The 18,993-nt window shown below is 68.2% G+C and carries 17 protein-coding genes; 6 read left to right on the forward strand and 11 right to left on the reverse strand.

Annotation, left to right across the window (positions count from 1 at the left end):
- Window positions 1-62: 62 nt before the first annotated feature.
- A complete protein-coding gene (locus M3O59_RS00270; protein ID WP_116905809.1) occupies window positions 63-719 on the reverse strand; it encodes an SDR family oxidoreductase in 657 nt (218 codons plus the stop codon).
- A gap of 258 nt (window positions 720-977) precedes the next feature.
- Here M3O59_RS00270 and M3O59_RS00275 point away from each other — a divergent pair, with 258 nt between their 5' ends.
- The 4 genes from M3O59_RS00275 to proP all read left to right on the forward strand — a co-directional run bounded on the left by M3O59_RS00275 (window position 978) and on the right by proP (window position 4,981).
- Entirely contained in the window at window positions 978-1,421 is a 444-nt protein-coding gene (locus tag M3O59_RS00275; protein ID WP_116905810.1) for an NUDIX domain-containing protein, read from the forward strand.
- A 787-nt stretch (window positions 1,422-2,208) separates the two neighbouring features.
- Entirely contained in the window at window positions 2,209-2,607 is a 399-nt protein-coding gene (locus M3O59_RS00280) for a host attachment family protein (RefSeq protein WP_064630151.1), read from the forward strand.
- A gap of 145 nt (window positions 2,608-2,752) precedes the next feature.
- Window positions 2,753-3,082, forward strand: coding sequence for a thioredoxin family protein (locus M3O59_RS00285; protein ID WP_064630360.1), 330 nt, complete (start codon window positions 2,753-2,755; stop codon window positions 3,080-3,082).
- Window positions 3,083-3,490: 408 nt separating this feature from the next.
- Window positions 3,491-4,981, forward strand: coding sequence for a glycine betaine/L-proline transporter ProP (gene proP / locus M3O59_RS00290; protein ID WP_116905811.1), 1,491 nt, complete (start codon window positions 3,491-3,493; stop codon window positions 4,979-4,981).
- 22 nt (window positions 4,982-5,003) lie between these two features.
- Here the strand turns inward: proP and M3O59_RS00295 are convergent, their stop codons facing one another.
- Window positions 5,004-5,477 (reverse strand): SRPBCC family protein, encoded by a 474-nt coding sequence (locus M3O59_RS00295; protein WP_064630362.1) that lies wholly within the window; start codon window positions 5,475-5,477, stop codon window positions 5,004-5,006.
- A gap of 172 nt (window positions 5,478-5,649) precedes the next feature.
- On the opposite strand from M3O59_RS00295, the gene M3O59_RS00300 reads away from it, so the two are divergent.
- Together M3O59_RS00300 and M3O59_RS00305 are read left to right on the forward strand one after the other, a co-directional pair.
- Complete coding sequence (locus M3O59_RS00300; RefSeq protein WP_064630155.1) at window positions 5,650-6,444, forward strand: EcsC family protein; 795 nt, start codon at window positions 5,650-5,652, stop codon at window positions 6,442-6,444.
- A 191-nt stretch (window positions 6,445-6,635) separates the two neighbouring features.
- The gene (locus M3O59_RS00305; protein ID WP_064630157.1) at window positions 6,636-7,283 is read left to right on the forward strand and encodes a DUF938 domain-containing protein; all 648 of its coding nucleotides are present in this window, start codon (window positions 6,636-6,638) and stop codon (window positions 7,281-7,283) included.
- A gap of 183 nt (window positions 7,284-7,466) precedes the next feature.
- On the opposite strand, the gene M3O59_RS00310 is transcribed toward M3O59_RS00305, so the two are convergent.
- The 9 genes from M3O59_RS00310 to M3O59_RS00350 all read right to left on the reverse strand — a co-directional run bounded on the left by M3O59_RS00310 (window position 7,467) and on the right by M3O59_RS00350 (window position 18,858).
- Window positions 7,467-9,260 carry a hypothetical protein gene (locus M3O59_RS00310; protein WP_064630160.1) on the reverse strand — a complete coding sequence of 598 codons (1,794 nt, stop codon included), beginning with the start codon at window positions 9,258-9,260 and terminating at the stop codon, window positions 7,467-7,469.
- Window positions 9,257-9,421: a hypothetical protein gene (locus M3O59_RS00315; RefSeq protein ID WP_161945018.1), complete on the reverse strand. Its 165-nt coding sequence runs from the start codon at window positions 9,419-9,421 to the stop codon at window positions 9,257-9,259. Before M3O59_RS00315 ends, M3O59_RS00310 begins: the two co-directional genes overlap by 4 nt.
- Complete coding sequence (locus tag M3O59_RS00320; protein WP_181920543.1) at window positions 9,418-11,700, reverse strand: hypothetical protein; 2,283 nt, start codon at window positions 11,698-11,700, stop codon at window positions 9,418-9,420. Before M3O59_RS00320 ends, M3O59_RS00315 begins: the two co-directional genes overlap by 4 nt.
- Complete coding sequence (locus tag M3O59_RS00325; RefSeq protein WP_116905813.1) at window positions 11,697-12,896, reverse strand: BatA domain-containing protein; 1,200 nt, start codon at window positions 12,894-12,896, stop codon at window positions 11,697-11,699. The genes M3O59_RS00320 and M3O59_RS00325 overlap by 4 nt, the downstream gene beginning before the upstream one ends.
- A 145-nt stretch (window positions 12,897-13,041) precedes the next feature.
- Window positions 13,042-13,932 (reverse strand): DUF58 domain-containing protein, encoded by an 891-nt coding sequence (locus M3O59_RS00330; RefSeq protein ID WP_283160917.1) that lies wholly within the window; start codon window positions 13,930-13,932, stop codon window positions 13,042-13,044.
- A 19-nt stretch (window positions 13,933-13,951) separates the two neighbouring features.
- Complete coding sequence (locus M3O59_RS00335) at window positions 13,952-14,944, reverse strand: AAA family ATPase (RefSeq protein ID WP_064630170.1); 993 nt, start codon at window positions 14,942-14,944, stop codon at window positions 13,952-13,954.
- A 106-nt stretch (window positions 14,945-15,050) separates the two neighbouring features.
- Window positions 15,051-15,878, reverse strand: coding sequence for a DUF4159 domain-containing protein (locus tag M3O59_RS00340; protein WP_116905814.1), 828 nt, complete (start codon window positions 15,876-15,878; stop codon window positions 15,051-15,053).
- A complete protein-coding gene (locus M3O59_RS00345) occupies window positions 15,875-17,209 on the reverse strand; it encodes a TldD/PmbA family protein (RefSeq protein WP_116905815.1) in 1,335 nt (444 codons plus the stop codon). The genes M3O59_RS00340 and M3O59_RS00345 overlap by 4 nt, the downstream gene beginning before the upstream one ends.
- 14 nt (window positions 17,210-17,223) lie before the next feature.
- Window positions 17,224-18,858: a TldD/PmbA family protein gene (locus M3O59_RS00350; protein WP_181920544.1), complete on the reverse strand. Its 1,635-nt coding sequence runs from the start codon at window positions 18,856-18,858 to the stop codon at window positions 17,224-17,226.
- Between the last annotated feature and the right edge of the window lie 135 nt (window positions 18,859-18,993).

Consider the following 18,993-nt stretch of genomic DNA (forward strand, 5'->3'; position numbering starts at 1 on the left):
TTAGGAATTCGTTAGCCGGCGCCGCTTGACGCATGCGGTGCGCATTGCGAGGGGTGTTGCGTTCATTCCAGCTGCGCCAGCGCCTGCGCGATCGGCGTCTGGCCGTCGATGAAGCCCACCGTCTTGCCGATGCTGGCCTGCGTGGCCAGTGCGGCGGTGACCACCTGCGCCACGTTGGCGCGCGAGACGCCGCCGTCGGCGTCGCTGCCCGGGTCGCGGGTGATGCGGCCCGATGGCGGATCCAGCGTGAGCCGGCCGGGGCCGAGCACGGTCCAGTCCAGCGTGGTGTTGCGCAGGTGCGCATCGGCAGCGCCCTTGGCCTGCGCATAGGCAAAGAATGCATCGTCCGGCCCGACCCCGTGTTCCAGCCCGGCACCCAGATACGACACCATCACGTAACGGCGTACGCGCGCCTGTTCGGCTGCATGCATCGAGCGGATGGCCGCGTCGCGATCCACCGCATACGTGCGCGCCGCATCGCCGCCGCCCGCGCCGGCCGACCACACCACTGCGTCATGACCGGCCAGTTGCGCAGCGATGGCATCGGTGTCGGCATGTTCGATGTCGAACACCACCGGGGTGGCGCCATCGGCGATTACGTCGCCTTCGTGCGCGGGATTGCGGAACACTGCGGTCACCTGATGCCCACCGCGCACCAGCAGCGGCGTGAGCAGGCGTGCCACCTTGCCGTGGCCGCCGATCACCAGGATTCGAGACATGCACACCTCCGACGAACGCGCGCCAGCACGGCGCGCAGGCCGATCATCCTCGCCAATGCGGCGCTAAGGTGGTGTTATCGCGCATGATCAATGACACGCCGCGATCAGTGCACCCAGCCGCACGGCACGCCGCGGAGATTGCTGCATGCATGATGATCCTCAAACGCCCGAGCGCGTAGCGATCGAACCTGCCTGCCAGCATTCCCCGCAGCCGCGACATCTAGGACACTAAAGCGCCAGAGTCTGCGAGCGTTTGTGATGCCCACGTCCACCGAGTTACGTCCGCGCGTTGGCTGCGGTGCCTTCATCCAGCGTGCCGATGGCCAAGTGCTGCTGGTGCTGCGTGGGCGCGCGCCCGAGCAAGGCCACTGGGGGTTGCCGGGCGGCAAGGTGGACTGGATGGAAACCGTGGAAGCCACGGTGGTGCGCGAGGTGCTGGAAGAAACCGGCCTGCAGGTGCATCCGCAGCGCGTGTTGTGCGTGGTCAGCCACTTCGAGCCGGACATGGACCCGCCGCAACACTGGGTGGCGCCGGTGTATCTGGCCAGCATCCAGGGCTCCGAACACGCCGTGCTGTGCGAGCCGCAGGTGTTGCTGGAGATCGGCTGGTTCGCCCTCGATGCCTTGCCCGCCCCGTTGACCCGCTCGGCCATCCAGGCGGTGCACCAGGTGCAGGCCGAGCGCGCCGCCACGCACGCATGAGGTGATGCGCCGCCTCGTGTGAGCGATGCAGCGCGCTGCGCTCGAATGCTGCCAAACACTGGCTATCCTCCCTCGCTCAAAGCGCCTGGAAGGGCGCTGCATGACAGGTGATTGGCGACAAGGATTGCGCACGCTCGCATTGGTGGCGACTGCGTTTGCGTTCGAAGCGAGCGCGGCAGCGCCGCAAGCACCCGCTGCACCCACATCCGATGGCGTGCGGCATGTCGGCGCGTTCGACCTGCCGGTCTCTGAGTATCTGAGCCCGGCCGCACGCACGCACGTGGCCGCCGACGTCGCACGCGCCGACCCGCTTGCCAAGGCCGACAACGCCACGCTGTTGAAGCAGCTGCCCGGCATTCGCGCCGAGACCGAACGCTGGGCCGCCGGCGTGATTGCGGAGATGCGCACGCGCTACGCGGTCGAGAGCACGCCCGAGCAGTGGAATGGCGTGCCGGTGTTGCGGGTGGAGCCGCGCATGCGCACGTCGGAACAGGCCGAACGGCTGTTGATCCAATTGCTTGGCGGCGGCTTTTCGATGCGTTATTGCCGGACAAGAGCGGCGCGCTGGCGATCATGGAAGACCTGTACTACGGCCAGAACGTGGACTTCCGCGACCTGCTGGTGTCGCCGGCGTTCTCCGATGCGTTGCTGCGCCGGCGCCGCAGTCACCAAGCGCAGCACTAACGCCACGCTGACACCGGCTAGGCGCAACGCTTACATCTTCTCGCCTAGGTTGAGGCCGACTGGCGCTGCACCTGCGGCGTCAACATTGATCAGGAGAAATCAGATGAGTCTGCAAATTCCTCAGGGCGCCTTGGTGGTTGTGGCCGATGGCGGCGAAGCGCGTTGGTTCACCAACACCGGCAACGAGTCCAAGTTGGTGCTGCGCCAGCACGCGCGTACCGACGTGCAGAACGTCGACGACGACGGCCCGGCCGGCAAGGCGCCGCAGGATCTCACCGAGGCAGACCGGGACGAAATGACTTTCGCCAAGCAGCTTTCGCATGCCTTGAACGACGGCGCGCTGAAGCACGAATACACGCACCTGGTGCTGGTGGCCGACCCCACCACGTTGGGCCGCGTGCGACCGTTGCTGCACAAGGAAACCCAGCAGCGTCTGGTGGGCGACCTGGCCAAGGATCTGACCAACCTGCCGTTGGAGGATATCCAGCGCGCGTTGTCCTGAGCCAACGTTGCCGGGTGCCACCGACCGGCAGCGCCGGGTTTGGGATCGATGCGTAGCGTCCCGTACACATCGTTTCCCAGGCCTACCAATGGCGTGATACATAGTGTTCCCTCTGATCGCCACCAACGCACGGGAGAAACCGCCGATGGGGTTTGTTTGCGACTACGCCACGCAGGCACCGGAGCGCAGCGATGTCGATGCGCAGGCCGGGCTGCAGGTGCTGGAATTCGGCACCGACTGGTGCGGGCACTGCATTGCGGCGCAACCGCTGCTGCAGAAACTGCTGGGCGGCTATGAGGCGATCGAGTACCGCAAGCTGGAAGATGGAAAAGGGCGGCCGCTGGGCCGCTCGTTTCGCGTCAAGCTGTGGCCGACCGTGATCCTGTTGCGCGATGGCGAAGAAGTCGCCCGCGCAGTGCGGCCGCAGACGCGCGAGGATCTGCAACCGCTGTTGTCGGTACTCGACGCGGCCTGATACCGCTGTTGTAGGAGCGACCTCGGTCGCGATAGCGCTTCATTGGAATGCGCAGCGCGCGCAAGTGCGCCTGCACGATGTGTGCATGGTGATGAATGCGCGGTTGCGTCTGAAACTCCTGAAAAACACGGCGAATTCAGCGCCGCGCACAGCTGCGCCTGCAGCACATTGCACGCTGGTGTAACATGGCGCGCTGATCAAGCCCCTGGGCACTGCCCATCCCTTGGTCGTCTGTCCCGCAGCGTCGCTGACCTCACGCGGCCGTCCGGGAATGCCTCCGGCGTCATCCAGTGCAATGCGCTGCCGTGCTTGCGTGATGTGCCGTGTCCTGCGCGTTGCCAGGGCGAGCGGGCAGCGATGGCCTGCGCCCGACGAGCAATCGCAAGGCGCCACTTACGGAGACCACACATGCACGATGCCCGCGCGATGCGTTCGCACTTCGGTTGGTTCAAACGCCGCCGCCAACTGCAACTGAATGAGGTGACCGTGGTGGACCGCGGCATGCTGCGCAAGGCCGTGGGCGCGGCCGCGCTGGGCAATGCGATGGAGTGGTTCGACTTCGGCGTGTACGGCTATCTGGCGGTGACGCTGGGCCAGGTGTTCTTCCCGGCCAGCAACCCGACCGCACAGTTGATCGCCACCTTCGCCACCTTCACCGTGGCCTTTCTGGTGCGGCCGATCGGCGGGCTGGTGTTCGGCCCGCTCGGCGACCGTTACGGGCGGCAGAAAGTGCTGGCGGCCACGATGATCCTGATGGCGCTGGGCACCTTCAGCATCGGCCTGATTCCCGCCTACGAGCGCATCGGCCTGTGGGCGCCCGCGCTGCTGTTGCTGGCGCGTTTGCTGCAGGGGTTTTCCACCGGTGGCGAATACGGTGGCGCGGCCACCTTCATTGCCGAATACGCCACCGACCGCAATCGCGGCCTGATGGGCAGCTGGCTGGAATTCGGCACGCTGGGCGGCTATATCGCCGGCGCCGCCACCGTCACTGCATTGCACATGAGCGTGACGCCGGCGCAGATGCTCGACTGGGGCTGGCGCGTGCCGTTCCTGATCGCCGGCCCGCTGGGCCTGCTCGGCTTGTACATGCGCATGAAACTGGAAGAAACCCCGGCATTTCGCGCCTACACCGAACAATCCGAGCAGCGCGAGCGGCAGACCGCCGCGCAGGGGCTGATGACGCTGCTATGCCTGCACTGGCCGCAATTGCTCAAGTGCGTTGGGCTGGTGCTGGTGTTCAACGTCACCGATTACATGCTGCTGACCTACATGCCCAGCTATCTCAGCGTCACCATGGGCTATGCCGAAAGCAAGGGCTTGCTGCTGATCATCCTGGTGATGCTGGTGATGATGCCGCTCAACATCGTCGGCGGCATGTTCAGCGACAAGCTGGGCCGGCGGCCGATGATCATCGGCGCCTGCATTGCGCTGTTTGCGTTGGCGATCCCGTGCCTGCTGCTGATCGGCAGCGGCCACGACGGGCTGATCTTCCTCGGCCTGATGCTGCTGGGTCTGGCGCTGGTGTGCTTTACCAGTTCGATGCCGTCCACCTTGCCGGCATTGTTCTACACACCGGTGCGCTACAGCGCGTTGTCGATCGGCTTCAACGTCTCGGTCTCGTTGTTCGGCGGCACCACGCCATTGGTTACCGCCTGGCTGGTGGAGCGCACCGGCGACCCCTTGGTGCCGGCGTACTACCTGATGGGCGCGGCGGCCATTGGCCTGGTGACCATGCTGTTCGTGCGCGAAACCGCAGGCCTGCCGTTGCGTGGCTCACCGCCGGCGGTGGCCAGCGCTGCCGAAGCGCGCGCGCTGTTGCAGGCCGACAGCCCGGTGACGGTGGATGCACAGTTGCCGGTGAGCACGCCGCCTTCGATGGGCCAGCCGCGTACGGCGTGAGCGATCGGCGTTTCCGCCGTGCTCAACGCGCTACGTGCGGGCGCTGATCGGGCGATTCGGGCAGGGGCATATCGGCCGAAGGCGCGCCTTCGCCGGTTTCCACATAGCGTTTGAGGCTGCTGCCCAGGAAGAACCGCCAGCCGCGCGCGCAGGCCTCCTTGCAGGGCGAATCGCGGTAGCCGGACTGCACGAAATCCACTTGCGTGCCCTGGCTGGTGGGGCGCAGCTCGAAGCGCATCACCGTGCCCTTCCAGGCATCGCTGTCGAGCATGTTGGAGTCGTGGCAGCGCCAGGACACCAGCCGATGATCGGCGCCTTCATCAATCCGCAACTCCACCCGCCAGCCCTGCTGGCGCCAGTCCAGACGCACCAGATCGTCGATCAGGCTCACTTCGCGCGTCCACCAACCGGTGAACTGCCGGGGCTCGGACAGTGCAGCGGACACCACTTCCGGTGCAGCAGCAATGACGACGCTATGGCGGATCTCACGATTCATCATGGTAGGCAATCACTGCGTAGACACCGATGATCGCGCATTTTAACAGCCAATTGCGCCCCAAGCCCAATAGGGTCCCGTTCGCTTGTACGGCGCTCACATGGCGCTGGGTACCATCGGCCCAGGCCCCAACCACGAAGAGCCAGGCATGACGACGCTTCCGATACCGGTGATGGACGCTGCCGCGCAGCGCGATCTGGCCATCGCCCACGCATTGCTGGAAAACCCCGGTGTTGCGGCGCAACTGGCCAATGCGCTGGGCGCCCCGATCGAGAGCCTGATCAGCAAACGGCTGCCCAAGATGGTGACCCGCAGCATCGATGGCGTGACCCGCCGCGCGTTGCAGGTGGCGATGAAATCGGCGTTGCTGAGCCTGCGTGGCAAGGCTGCGGTGCAGCAGCCGGCATCCACCACGCGGCACACGCTGGCGGTGGCGGTTGCCGGGGGCGCGGGCGGCTTTTTCGGCCTGCCGGGGCTGATGGTGGAGCTGCCGGTGACCACCACGGTGATGCTGCGCTCCATCGCTGATATCGCTCGCGCCGAAGGCGAATCGCTGCACGACCCGGAAACCGCGCTGGCCTGCCTGGAAGTGCTGGCGCATGGCGGCCGTAGCGCCAGCGACGATGGTGCCGAATCGGGCTATTTCGCAGTGCGCGCGGCAATGGCGCAGCAATTGAGCGCCGCCGCCAGTTATGTGGCCGCCCACGGCTTCGCCAGCAAAGGCGCACCGGCGTTGGTCTCGCTGGTCTCGCGTGTCGCGGCGAAGTTTTCGGTCAACGTGGGCGAAAAACTTGCCGTGCAGGCAGTGCCGCTGGTTGGCGCGGTCAGTGGCGCCACGCTCAATACCGTGTTCATGCGCCACTTCCAGGCGATGGCGCGCGGGCATTTCATCGTGCGCCGGCTGGAACGGCAGTTCGGCGAAGATGCGGTGCGGCGCGCGTATGAGGCATTGCCACCGCCGCGGTGATGCGAACCACGTGATGCGACGCTGACACTGCGTGGGTCTTTGCTGTGCAAGACGTGTTGCCGGTGCGGCCGAGGTAGTGACATGCGGCGCAGGCCAACTGCAATGAGCCCGTGCGGCATCATGCTGCTGAGTGGTTGCCGCTGAACATTTCTGCTACGCGATAATCGTCTTCACCACGACAGATTTTGATCATGACCAAACCCTTTTCTCCTGCCTCTGCGCGTAACCGCGAGCCAATTCTGGATGTGTTGCGTATGCACTTCGCCGACCGGCAGCACGTGCTGGAAATCGGCGCAGGCACCGGGCAGCACGCCGTGTATTTCGCCGCGGCGATGCCGTGGTTGCAGTGGCAGGCCAGCGACCATGCAGATCACTTGCCGGGCATGCAGCTCTGGCTGGACGAGGCCGCGTTGCCCAATACGCTGCGGCCCATCGCCATGCAGGCGGTGCTGACGCCGACGCCTGGTTTGGCGCCACTGCCGGCCTTGCCCGTACTGCTCGATGGCCAGCATGGTTTCGATGCGATCTACAGCGCCAACACCTTGCACATCATGGGCTGGCCGCAGGTGCAGGCCCTGTTTGCAGGCTTATCCGCAGTGATGGCACCGCAGGCAGTGCTGGTGGTGTACGGGCCGTTCAACCGCGATGGTCAGTTCACCAGCGACAGCAATCGCGCCTTCGATGCGATGCTGCGCGAACGCGACCCTGCATCGGGCATCCGCGATGCCGAAGCGGTGGATGCGCTGGCAGCATCGGTTGGGTTGCAGCTGATCGACGACATTGCAATGCCGGCGAACAATCACTGCCGGGTGTGGCGGCGGATGACGGTTGAGAATTGAATCGCCGGCTCGCCGAGCGCAGCCGATTGAGAAGCGGTTATCGATGCTACGAGCGAACGGTGTGATCGGCAGGGCTATCTGATCTGGACCAGCACACGCTGCGCTTGAGCATGCGTGGCGCTGGTTGCCGCAGCGGGTTAGCTCGCCGGGCAATGCCATCTGCAAGGTTGGCTTGTAGAGCGTTCAAGCGCCTGCCACCGCAACCGGTGGCGAAGGTCGCCGCCGTTCCAGCCACCACAGCGCTGCCGCCACGCTGAGCCAGGCGAGCAGCCACGGCCAGCGCGCGCCGGGTTGGGAGACAGCAGTGGCGATGGGAGCCGAGACGGTGGTTGCCGCCAGGGCGATGGTGGCGGCGCGCAGTTGCTGCGCGTACATGGCCGGGGCGTCGTTGGGCGCGCGGATGTAGAGCCAGCGTTGCGTGGTGCCGTTGTGCAGGCGCTGCCAGCCAGGGGTTGCGGGCCAGTAGCCGGCGCAGGGCGGCGCGTTGCCGTTGCGCTCGGGCAGCAGCGGCTGGCGGGCCTGGTTGGGGTCCGTCACGAAGGCGCCGGCACCGAGGTCGCACAGGGTGATGCGTTGCTGCGCCCAGCCTTGCTGCACCGGGGCGGGGGCGCCGCCGCCGGGGCGGGCGACGGCGCCGGACAACTGCGCCCAGAGCGCGGCATGCAGGTCGCTGCGGCCGGCCAGCACCAGCGCGAAGCTGTCTTCGATCAGGCCGATGCCGATGCGCCCGCGGCCTTGTGCGCGCCACCAGCCCAGGGCGCTGCCGTCGTCGGCACGTGCGGCGATCAGGGCGTCGGTGGCCTGCGGTTGCAGCTCGCGACGTTGCAGCGGCGCCAGCGTCGGGGTGTCGCCGAGGGGGCCGGCCGCTTCGGTGGGCAAGCTTGGCGAGGCCAGCCGCTGCGGTGCGGGCAGCGGGCTGCTGGTGCTGCCGCCGCTGACCGCAAGGCCCAGCTCGGCCAGGGCGGCGCGGGTGGCGGCGTCCAGTGGCCCGTCGGTGCGCACCAGGACGCCCAGGCCGCGCTGGATCGCCGCGTGCACGGTCTGACGCTGCGCGTTGCCCAGTGCGACCAGGCGGCGTGTGTCGACCACCAGCAGGTCGAGCCGGTCCAGGCTGGCCGCATCCAGCGTGGCGCCGTCCCCGAGCTGGATGCCGGGGCCGACCACAATCTGGCTGCGCACCTCCAGCCCGGCATCGCTGGCCCAGCGACGCAGGTATTTCAGTTCCGGCTGCGGCGCGCCCGCCAGCAGCAGCACGCGCGCCGGCGCTACAGCGGCAACCAGCACCGGCACCTGCACGCGGCTGCGTTCGACACCATCGGCATCGCGCGCGCGCGCGGCGAACAGCACCTGGCCGGGCGCGCGGGCCAGGCCACGCAGGCGCACGCGCCCGGCGCGATCGGCCACTGCGCCGTCCACCACCTGGCCGGCCGGATCAAGCAGTTCCACGCGCCCGCCCGGCATGCCCTGCAGCTGCGCACTGACCGTGATGACCTCGCCCGGCGCCACCGGCGGCGCTGTCGACACGGCGACCAACCCGTGCGGCGGCGGATTGAGCGCCAGCCGCAGCGGGACGCGCATGCCTTCGCGGTCGCGCGCGGGCAGGCCGCTGCCATGCACGACGAGCGCGGTGGTGCCGGGCGCGCGGCGCAGCGCAGTGGCCAGATCCGGCACCCGCGTCACGCCAGGTAGCGCGGGCGCCTCGGGCAAGGCGACCCAGTGTGCAGCATCGCTGGTGGGGACCTGCGCGGCGGTGGTGTCGGCGGTGGCGACATGCAGTTCCCCACCGCTGGCGGTGCGCGGCGGTGGTAGCAGCACCGGATAAAGCAATGCGGCGAGCAGCGGTTGGGCAGCAAGCAGCAGCCACAGCCGGGTGCGCGAACGCGGTTGCCGGGCGTGCGCCCGCAGCAGGCGCGTGCAGCCGATGCCGGCGATCAGCAGCAATGCCGCGCCGACCAGCCAGGGCAAGGCGAGCGTCATGCTTGCTGCTCCTGGCGCAGCGCATCCAGAGAGCAGCGGTCGGACACACCTGGCGATGCGGTCTGCGCCCACGCAAGCGGACTGTTTGCTGCCACGCCTGCAAACATCGTCGGGCCGATCGACGGGTGCATCGGAAGAAGCCGGATCAGGCGCGGACTCACGGTTGCGTCTCCTGGCGCAGCGCATCCAGGTAGCGCTGGCCGCGGGCGTCGGGTGCGGCGCGGCGATGCGGCGCTGCCGGCGGGGCGAGCAGGGTGCGCCAGACCTGGGCGCGCAGCTGGGCGCGGCAGCTGGCGCAGCCGGGTTCTGCGCGCAGGGTTTCCACGGCCGCGGCCAGGCTCAGCGGGTCGTGCAGCTGGTCCTGGCGGCTTTGCAGCCATTGCGCGTAGCGGGCCAGGGTGGCGTCGGGCACCGCGGCTGGCTCGCCCAGTGCCTCCCACAGCTGCAACGCCGACGGGTCCGGGTCCGGGCGGGTGTCCAGCCCGGCGGCGCGGTCGCCCAGCCCATCGCGCTTGCCGCTCAGGCGCCGGCTGGGGTCGATCGGCGGTAGCTGTGTGCCGACCCGCGCCAGGTAGATGCGCTCGGCCTGCTGCACCTGCTTGATGAAGCCCAGCGCCTTGTTGGCATAGGGCAGCGCGCGCTCGGGGTGGCCCTGGCGCAGCTCGCCTTCGGATTGCCACATCTGGTCCAGCGCGGCGCGCAGCAGGGCGCGGGTCTGTGGGTCGAGCAGGGTGGCGGCTTCGGCGTGGTCGTGGGTATGGCCGAATTCGGCCAGCACGTTCTGCGCCTGGCCGAAGCTGCTGCGCTCGGGCCGGCCGCTGCCGCTGCCGCTGCCGTGGTCGTGGTCGTGGTCGTCCAGCGCGGCGGCGCCGGGTTCGGCAGCACTGGCGTGAGCGTGATCGTCGTGGTCATGCCCGGCGTGCGCGTGGGTGTCTGCAGGAGCGGCGGGCGTGCTTGGCGCATCGGCAGTGGGCATGTCGGCGGTCGGCAGGTCGTTGGCCGGGGCGTCGCTGGTGGGTGGCGCGTCGGCAGTCGGCGGACCTTGCGGCGCGCCTTCGCTTTCTTCGCCCAGAAACTGGCCGTAGCGCAGCCGCAGCAGGCGCTGGTCCACGCCAATGGCATCGGAGCGCTTGAGGAACGTGGCCGCGTCCAGGCGCGGTTGTTCCTTCAGCAGCGCCTGCGCGTCGATGATGATCTGGCGCTGGCTGCGGAAATAGGCCGGCAAGGTCTGCTTGACGCTGGCGTCCAGGCCGGCGGCCATGGTCTGTTCGGGCGGCGGCCAGCGCAGGATCACGCTGGCGCTGCGGCCTTCCTGCGGGGCGGGCTGGCGGGTGTCGTGGACGATGAGCTGGGCGATCAGGTCGTCGCCGGCCGCCATGCCCAAGGCCTGCGGCTGCAGCGTGGTGGCGAAGCTGCGTTGCCGGGCCGGGCCGCTGCCGGTGAGCGTGCGGCGCTGGGTGGTAAAGGTGATGTTTTCGCCGCTGCCCTGGGCCAGGGTGAGGCGCAGCTCGGCGCTGGCGGCGACGGCGTAATCGTCGCTGGCTTCGAAGCGCAACGCCCAGCTGCCATTGGCCGGCGTCCACAGCACCAGGCTCTGCTCGGGCGCGAGCACGCGCACCTGCGGTGGGCGGTCGGGCAGCACGTCCAGCCGATGCAGCTGGCGGTCCGCCGGGCTGCCGTCGATGAGGACGCGGTACAGGCTGGCGCGCTCGGCGATCCAGTGGCCTTGCCACGTATCGCTGCCGCCTTGCCGGGCCAGTGCGACGGTGCGGCCATCGGTGAGCCGCAGCGCCACGCTGCGCGGCGCCGGGCTGACCTGCAGTTGCCAATCCAGCCGGGTGCCGGCGGGCACCCGCGCATCCAGCCCGGGCAGGCGCGTGGCAGGCAGGCCGGTGTAGCCGGGCGGGCTGCTGCGTAGCTGCGCCTGCCGCAGCGTGGGCGCGCCGCTGCCGGCGCGCGCGGCGGCCACGCGCTCGGCTGGCGGCGTGCGTTGGGTGGCCGGTGATGGCCACAGCAGCAACGTGGCGCAGGCGAGCACACCGACCGCGCTCCACGGCCATGCGCGCCGCCACGGCCAGGCCGGGCGCAGATCGCGCGGGCTGCTGCGCAGGCGCTGCTCCAGGCGTTGCCGTTGCAAGGCCTGTAGCGGGCCGAGCTGGGTGAGCGGGGCGAACAGCAAATCGCTGCTGTCTTCCAGATCGGTCTCGCGGTCCAGCCGGCGGATCAGCCAGGTTTGGTCGAGCCGCCGCGCCGCCAGCGCTGCCACGCCGAGCACTGCCAGCAGGCCCAGGAGCAGCAGCGCAACCACCGCTGCCGGCGCACCGGCCCGCCACGCCAGCGCCGCCGGCACCGCCGCCAGCGGCAGCCCGAACAGCAGCACGCCTGCAGCCTGGCGCCGCCGTGCCGCCTGCCACGCCTGCTGCAGCGCCGGCGTGCTCATGCGGCGTTGGCCCGGCGCGGCGAGGTGGCGAGCCAGCGTTCGAGCGCGAACAGCAGCAGCACCAGGCCGATCAGCCACGGCGCCAGCGGCCAGGGTGCGGTGCTCAGGCGCGTGGCGGCACCGCGCTGCGGTTGCTGGGTCTGCGCCAGCGCGCGCTGTGGTGTGGGCGCCGGCTGCAGGGCGTCGTGCAGGCGGGTGGGGAAATCGGCCTCCAGCAGCGCAGGCAGTTGCTGCGGCTGCAGCGGTGCAGCCCACCGCAGCACGCGCCCGCGGCCGAGTGCGGCGGCATCGATCACTGGTTCGCCGGAGGCGGCCTGTTGCACCGGCTGCAGCGTGGCGGCGAGGTTGGCCGGGAGGGGTGTCTGCGCATCCACCAGCAACTGGCCGCCGGCCGCGACCCAGGCCATCACCGGCGCTGGCGGGGCGCTGTGCGGCAGCCAGGCCACCACCATGCCGGGAGCCCAGCGCGCCGGCTGGGCCGCGGCCGGCGTGCCCACCGGCAGGCTGCCCGGCAGCGCCCAGGCGGCATGCACGGCGCGCAGATAGCGCAGGGCCGGTGCGGCACTATCGTCGGCAATCGCCTGCAGGCGCAGCGGCGCGGCAGCGGCGGGCGCCGTCACCGGCGAACGGCCGGGCACCACGTGCCAGCGCACCTGGCGCGATACCTGCAGGCGTTGCGCATCCAGCGGGCCCCACTGGGCCGGCACGACGACGCTGAGCGCGGCGCCCGGCGGCAGGCTGGCATCGAGTTCGCGCAACAGGCTGGAGACCGGCTGCGGGGCATTGGCGGGCGTGGCGGCTGTGGTCGGGGTATCGGCATCCGCATCTGCATCGACCGGCGGGAAACCCGGTGCCAGCCAGACCCACTGCGCGTTCGCGGCGTGGCCGAGCTGGCGTGCGGCGGCCATATCGACCCCGGGGCTGAGCGCGACGCGCGGCCGTGCATCGTCATGCTCGCGCATGGCCGGCTCGGCCAGCAGCAGCGCCACGGCGGCCAGCAGCAGCAAGCGCACCAGCAGTAGCGGCCATTCGTCGAAACGCACGCGGTGGCGCGGGCGCGGCATTGCACGCAACCAGCGCAACGCAGCGAAGTCGGTCGGCCGGTGTTCGCTGCGCCGGGCCAGATGGATCAGCAGCGGCAGCAGCAGCGCCGCCAGCGCGGCCAGGCCGGCGGGGAAGAGCAGGAGCAGGTTCATTGCCACGCTCCGGCGTTACCGCAACACGGTCGTACCGCGGCTGCGCTGCAGGAGCGTGGACGGCGCCACTGCGAGGCGGGGGTGCCGGCCGCTGACCGGCTGGCCGCCAACCACGCCCGCCGTACGGCGCGCTGCACCCGTGCGCTCATCGCGTCATGCTCCGGGCGAACACCTGGCGCAGGGTGGCGTCGGGCGGTGCATCCAGATAGTGCACGGCATGCGCAATGCCGGCGGCCTGCCAGCGCGCCTGTCGCGCGCGCTGTGCGGCGGCAAAGCGCTGCAGGTAGTCCGCGCGCATCGCTGCGCCATCGCCGAGCAGTTCTTCGCCGGTTTCCGGGTCGCGAAACCGGTGCCCGCCGCTGAAACTGAAATCGCGTTCGTCGCAGGTCAGCACTTGCAGCTGGATCACTTCGCGGCGCGCGGCGGCGAGTTTTTCCAGCGCAGCGTTCAGTTCTTCGTCGAAGCCATCGCCGATGGACAGCACCAGCGCATGCGTGGCGATGCGTTCCCACAGCGGGCGCACCGCGTCCATGCCCGGCCACTGCCCGCCAGCACGCAATCCGTGCAGGGCCAGCCACAGCCGGTCGCGTTGCCGCGGCCCACCACCGGCCGGCACCGCCACCAGGCCGCCGCCATGCACCGCGAACAGGCCGACCTGGTCGCCCTGCTGCAGCGCGATCTCCGCAGCGCAGGCGGCCAGGGTCGCCATCGCCTGCAGGCGCGTGTGGCCGGGGCGCGCGTGGTCGGCCTGGCCGGCAGAGGCGGTGGCATCGAGCAACAGCCACAGCGTGAGCGGGCTTTCGCGCTCGGCTTCGCGCACGAAGAAGCGGTCCGAGCGCGCGTAGAGCTTCCAGTCGATCTGGCGCAGCGCATCGCCCGGTTCGTAAGCGCGATATTGCGCGAATTCCAGCCCGGCGCCGCGGCTGCGGCTGGCATGCTGGCCGATGCCGTGCGCGCCCTGTGCGTGACGCGCACGCAGCTGCAGGCCACGCAGGCGGCTGCGTACGTCCGCAGGAATCAGGGCCGGCACCTGCATGCTCACGCGGGGCTGCGCCTCACGCCGGGAACGGCACGGCGCGCAGCAGCGCGGCGACCACATCGTCGGCTGTGCGTTGTTCGGCTTCGGCGGCGAACGAGAGCAGCAGGCGATGGCGCATCACCGGCGCCGCAAGCGCAATCACATCCTCGCGGGTGGCGGCAAAGCGGCCATGCAGCAATGCGCGCGCCTTGGAGGCCAGCACCAGCGACTGCCCGGCGCGCGGGCCGGCGCCCCATTTGATCCACTGGCGCACTTCTTCGCTGGCCTGCGCGCCGGGACGGCTGGCACGCACCAGACGGTTGATCCAGGTCAGCAACTCCGCGCCCACGTGCACCTGCCGCACATGCTGCTGCAGCGCCTGCACGCTGGCGGCGTCCATCACCTTGGGCACCTGTGCGCTGGCGCTGCCGGTGGTCTGGGTGAGGATGTCGCGCTCTTCCTGCTCGCTGGGATAATCCACCCGCACATGCAGCAGGAAGCGATCCAGCTGCGCTTCCGGCAACGGATAGGTGCCGGCCTGTTCGATCGGGTTCTGCGTGGCCAGCACGAAGAACGGCGCCGGCAGCGCATAGGTGGTGCCGGCATAGCTCACCGTGCGTTCGCTCATCGCTTCCAGCAAAGCGGCCTGGGTCTTGGGCGGGGTGCGATTGAGTTCATCGGCCAGCAGCAGGTTGGTGAAAATCGGCCCCTGCTGAAAACGGAAATGCCGATGCCCGGTGCCATGGTCTTCTTCCAGCAACTCGGTGCCCAGGATGTCGCTGGGCATCAGGTCGGGGGTGAATTGCACACGGCGGAACTGCAGTTCCAATGCCTGGCCCAGCGAGCGCACCAGCAGCGTCTTGCCAAGACCGGGCGCACCTTCCAGCAGGCAATGGCCGCCGGCCAGCAGGCCGATCAACAATTGCTCCACCACCGCGTCCTGGCCGACCACCGCCTGGGCCAAGGCCGCGCGCAGCGCGCCGAGTTGGGAGAGCTGGGCGGTGAGGGTGTCGTCGTTGGGGGAAGTCATGGAAAACGTCTCGTTCTGTGGCTGCTGGCGTCGGAGCGCGCTGGCGCGCGATGTGGCGTTACCGATAAAGCGGCATCGCGCGCCAGCGCGCTCCTACGGATCGATCTCAATTGGTCAATGCATACATCACGATGTTGACGCCGAACTTGGTGTTGTCTTCGGCCAGGAAGCGTTTGTTGCGCCAGTCGTAATCCCATTCGCAGCCGTAATCCTTGTTGCTGTAGAGCACACCGAGGCGGCCATCGATGCTGATGCCCTTGAGATAGTCGTGCACCAGGTCGTCGCCCCAGCCATTGAGCTCGAAACCGGTGGCCGGCGGGCCATCGGGGAACTTGAAGAACGCGTTGTAGAGACGATGGCTGTTGGGCAGTTTCTGCAACGCGGTCTTGCCGAAGAGCGATGCCATCTGCGCTTCGAACGAAGTGGCGAACAAGCCGTCGATATCGTGATTGCAATCGTCCACGAACACGAAGCCGCCGTTGCGCACATAGCGTTCGAAGTTGCGCCGCTCGGCCGGATTGAACTCGACCAGCTTGTGCCCGGACAGATAGCAGAACGGCGCCTGCAACATGCGCGCATCGGCCAGATCCAGCACATGTTCCTGCGGGTCCACGCGCAGCTGGGTGTAGTCGATCAACGAGGTGATCAGGTTGGACGGCATGCGCGCATCCACGTCCCAATCGCCCGAGTCGTAGCGCAGCCGGGTGAACCAGAAATCGTAACTACCGGCCGCACGCGCGCGTTGCGGCAGCGCCAATGTGGCAGCGCTACCGAGCAACAGGCCGAGGAAGTGGCGACGCGCAGGTGAATCCGGGACCGGGGACCGGGGACCCGGGACCCGGAGTGCGAGGATCGGTGAAGCTCCAAGCTGCAGCAACGCGCTCTTGCTTCCCCGGTCCCCGGTCCCTGGTCCCCGGTCCCGGCCCCTACTCACACCGCATCCGACAACGAGGTAAACGTAAAGTCGCGCAGCCGCATCGGCGGAATCATCATCACGAAGTTGGACTCGTCACCGGCCACGCGCACCGGCTTGCCGAGTTCGTCGATGTTGTTGAGCATGATCACCGGCGATTCGTTGAAGCGAAAATTCTTCACCGGGTACTTGATCTGCCCGTTTTCGATGTAGAACGTGCCATCGCGGGTCAGGCCGGTGAGCAGCACGGTCTGCGGGTCGACCATGCGGATGTACCAGGTGCGCGTGACCAGAATGCCCTTCTCGGTGCCACGCACCAGCTCGGCAATGTTCTTGTCGCCACCGGCCATCAGCAGGTTGCCGGGCTCGCCGATCGCGCGCTTGCCGTTCTTCTGCGCCCAGTAGCGCGAATACTGCAGGTTGGCGATCTTGCCGTTTTCCACGATCGACATCTTCTCGCGCGGCAGGCCCTCTTCGTCCCACGGCAACACTGCGGCACGCGCATCCCACGGGTCGGCGGTGATGTTCACGCGCGGATCGTAGACCTGCTCGCCGAGCTTGTTGCCGCCGCCCTTCTTGGACAGGAAGCTGCGGCCTTCATCGGCGCGGCGTGCGTCGAAGAAATTCATCATGAAGGAGATCAGCCCGGCTGCCGCGGCCGGCTCCAGGATCACCGTGTACTTGCCCGGTTCCAGTGCCTTGGCTTCGGCCGAATCGCTGGCCTTGCGCATCGCGATGCGGATGTCCTGCTCGGCCTTGAAGTCGGCGGCATCCTTCAGGTTGCGCCCCACCCAGCCCGAGCCGCGGCCGTCTTCGGTGCGCACGGTGCAGGTGTAGTCGAAGCGTGCGCCGCGCTGGTAGCCAAAGTTGCCCTTGCTGTTGGCGAACGCGGTGAAGCTCTGGCCATCTTCGAGAAAGCCGGCCGCAATCAAGCCCTTGCCCTTGCACGGTGCAATCGAATCGGCGGCCACCTGCGCACGGAACGCCGGGTCGACAGCGGCAGTGGATTCGCTGAAGGTCGGACTGGGCTTGTAGGTCTGCTTGTCGACCGCCGGCATGAACTCCGGGTTTTCCGGCGCCAGCCGCGCCAGGTCTTCGGCACGGCGCACCACCCGTTCCAGCGAAGCGTCGTCGAACTCGTTGATGGTGGCGATGCCCACGCGCTTGCCAAACGCCACCTGCACCTGCAGGTCGGTGTTGTCGACGATGCCGCTGGTGGACACGTTGTTGAGCGCAAAACGGATGTTGCCGTCGATCGAGCCGGTGAGCGTGGCGGTGCACTCGTCGGCCTTGGACAGCTTGATGACCTTGTCCAGAATGGCCTTGGCCTGCGCTTCGGTAAGGATGCTCATGTGGGTTTCTCCTGTCAGCCGAGCGAGCGGGCGGTGCTGATGACGTTGATGCCATCGAAGCGTGCGGTGGACGAACCGTGCGAGACCGCCGAGACCTGGCTCGGCTGGCCCTTGCCGTCGAAGAACGAGCCGCCCAGGCGGTAGTCGCGCTGGTCGGCCACGGCGCTGCAGGCGTTCCAGAATTCCGGCGTGCGGATCTGGTAGGCCACGTCTTCGAGCATGCGGGTGATCGCACCATTCTTGATTTCGTAGAACAGCTGGCCACCGAACTGTGCGTTGTAGCGCTGCTGGTCGATGGAGAATGAGCCATCGCCAATGATGTAGATGCCGTTTTCCACGTTCTTGATCAAATCGCTCACGCTCAGCGGCGTCTTGCCGGCCGCCAGCGACACATTGGCCATGCGCTGGAACTGCACGCTCGACCACGAGTCGGCGTAGCAGCAGCCATCGGAGGCGGTCTTGCCCAGGATATGCGCCTGATCGCGGATGGCCTGGTAATCCACCAGCTTGCCGTCGCGGATCAGATCCCACTGCTTGGTCTTGACGCCTTCATCGTCGTAGCCCACCGCGCCCAGGCTGCCTGCTTGCGTCTTGTCGGCGAGAATGTGCACCTTGTCGCTGCCGTACTGGAAACCGGCCTTGAGCTTGTCCAGCGTAGCGAAGCTGGTGCCGGCGTAGTTGGCCTCGTAGCCGAGCACACGGTCCAGCTCCAGCGGATGGCCGACCGATTCGTGGATGGTGAGCCAGGTGTGCGAGGGGTCCAGCACCAGGTCGTACTTGCCCGGCTTCACCGACGGTGCCTTGAGTTTTTCCTGCGCCTGCTTGGCCGCGGCAATCGCATCTTCCTTCATGTCGTAGGACAGGCCGTAATTCACCACGCCGTTGGGCGAGACGAACTTGCCGGACGCGGCGCCATCCAGATATTCGTAGCCCAGGCCCATCGGGGCGGATAACCCGTCGCGGGTGCGGAACTTGCCGCTGGCCTTGTCGATGGCGGTCACGCTCATCGGCGCCCAGATACGGTGCACGTCCTGATCGATGTAGGAACCATCGGTGCTGGCGAAGTACTTCTGTTCGTTGACCACGAACAGCATCGAATTGACGAAGTTGGCGCCGGCGGCAGTGGCGGCGGCATTGACACCCAGCAGCAGATCTACCTTGTCCTTGATCGGCACTTCCATCGCGTTTTTCTTGATCGGCGTCTTCCAGCTGACTTCGCCAACGCCCGGCGTCGGCGCCAGCTGCACCGGCGTGCCCTGCACCTTGGCGTTGGCCTTGGCAATCGCCGCTGCCTGCGCGGCTGCCCTGGCCACGCCTTGTTCGGTGAGCTCGTTGGTGGCCGCAAAGCCCCACGCACCGCCCACGATGACGCGGATGCCGGCCCCGATGGACTCGGTGTTGACCACGTTCTGCACCTTGTCTTCGCGGGTGATCACGAACTGGCGCAGATAGCGGCCAATGCGCACATCGCAGTAGCTCGCGCCGGCCTGACGCGCGGCATTCAGCCCGGCATCGGCCAGGCGCTTCTTGCGGCCCACATCGAAGGGCGTCAACAACTGCTCGGCGGCGATCGCCTTGCCGAAGTAGGCCGGCACGATCAGCCCGCCCATGGTCAGCCCGGTCAGGGCCAGGAAATCACGTCGCTGCACGGGCAACTCCCCAATAGTCCCGCGCGGCGCGCAGGTGGTGTGGTGACACGCGCATGGCTCTGCGCGCGGTATCCCCGATTCTTGCCGGGCGATGAATGCTGCGTCAAATGACTTTCGGCAGGGGTCGGTGCGACG

It is taken from the genome of Xanthomonas nasturtii (assembly GCF_023337365.3).
Taxonomy (GTDB): Bacteria; Pseudomonadota; Gammaproteobacteria; order Xanthomonadales; family Xanthomonadaceae; genus Xanthomonas; species Xanthomonas nasturtii.

What these genes read in the sequence shown, in the direction of transcription:
- M3O59_RS00270 (WP_116905809.1), bottom strand. Translation starts at nt 719, where the DNA reads ATGTCTCGAATCCTGGTGATCGGCGGCCACGGCAAGGTGGCACGCCTG.
- M3O59_RS00275 (WP_116905810.1), top strand. Translation starts at nt 978, where the DNA reads ATGCCCACGTCCACCGAGTTACGTCCGCGCGTTGGCTGCGGTGCCTTC.
- M3O59_RS00280 (WP_064630151.1), top strand. Translation starts at nt 2,209, where the DNA reads ATGAGTCTGCAAATTCCTCAGGGCGCCTTGGTGGTTGTGGCCGATGGC.
- M3O59_RS00285 (WP_064630360.1), top strand. Translation starts at nt 2,753, where the DNA reads ATGGGGTTTGTTTGCGACTACGCCACGCAGGCACCGGAGCGCAGCGAT.
- proP (WP_116905811.1), top strand. Translation starts at nt 3,491, where the DNA reads ATGCACGATGCCCGCGCGATGCGTTCGCACTTCGGTTGGTTCAAACGC.
- M3O59_RS00295 (WP_064630362.1), bottom strand. Translation starts at nt 5,477, where the DNA reads ATGAATCGTGAGATCCGCCATAGCGTCGTCATTGCTGCTGCACCGGAA.
- M3O59_RS00300 (WP_064630155.1), top strand. Translation starts at nt 5,650, where the DNA reads ATGGACGCTGCCGCGCAGCGCGATCTGGCCATCGCCCACGCATTGCTG.
- M3O59_RS00305 (WP_064630157.1), top strand. Translation starts at nt 6,636, where the DNA reads ATGACCAAACCCTTTTCTCCTGCCTCTGCGCGTAACCGCGAGCCAATT.
- M3O59_RS00310 (WP_064630160.1), bottom strand. Translation starts at nt 9,260, where the DNA reads ATGACGCTCGCCTTGCCCTGGCTGGTCGGCGCGGCATTGCTGCTGATC.
- M3O59_RS00320 (WP_181920543.1), bottom strand. Translation starts at nt 11,700, where the DNA reads ATGAGCACGCCGGCGCTGCAGCAGGCGTGGCAGGCGGCACGGCGGCGC.
- M3O59_RS00325 (WP_116905813.1), bottom strand. Translation starts at nt 12,896, where the DNA reads ATGAACCTGCTCCTGCTCTTCCCCGCCGGCCTGGCCGCGCTGGCGGCG.
- M3O59_RS00330 (WP_283160917.1), bottom strand. Translation starts at nt 13,932, where the DNA reads ATGCAGGTGCCGGCCCTGATTCCTGCGGACGTACGCAGCCGCCTGCGT.
- M3O59_RS00335 (WP_064630170.1), bottom strand. Translation starts at nt 14,944, where the DNA reads ATGACTTCCCCCAACGACGACACCCTCACCGCCCAGCTCTCCCAACTC.
- M3O59_RS00345 (WP_116905815.1), bottom strand. Translation starts at nt 17,209, where the DNA reads ATGAGCATCCTTACCGAAGCGCAGGCCAAGGCCATTCTGGACAAGGTC.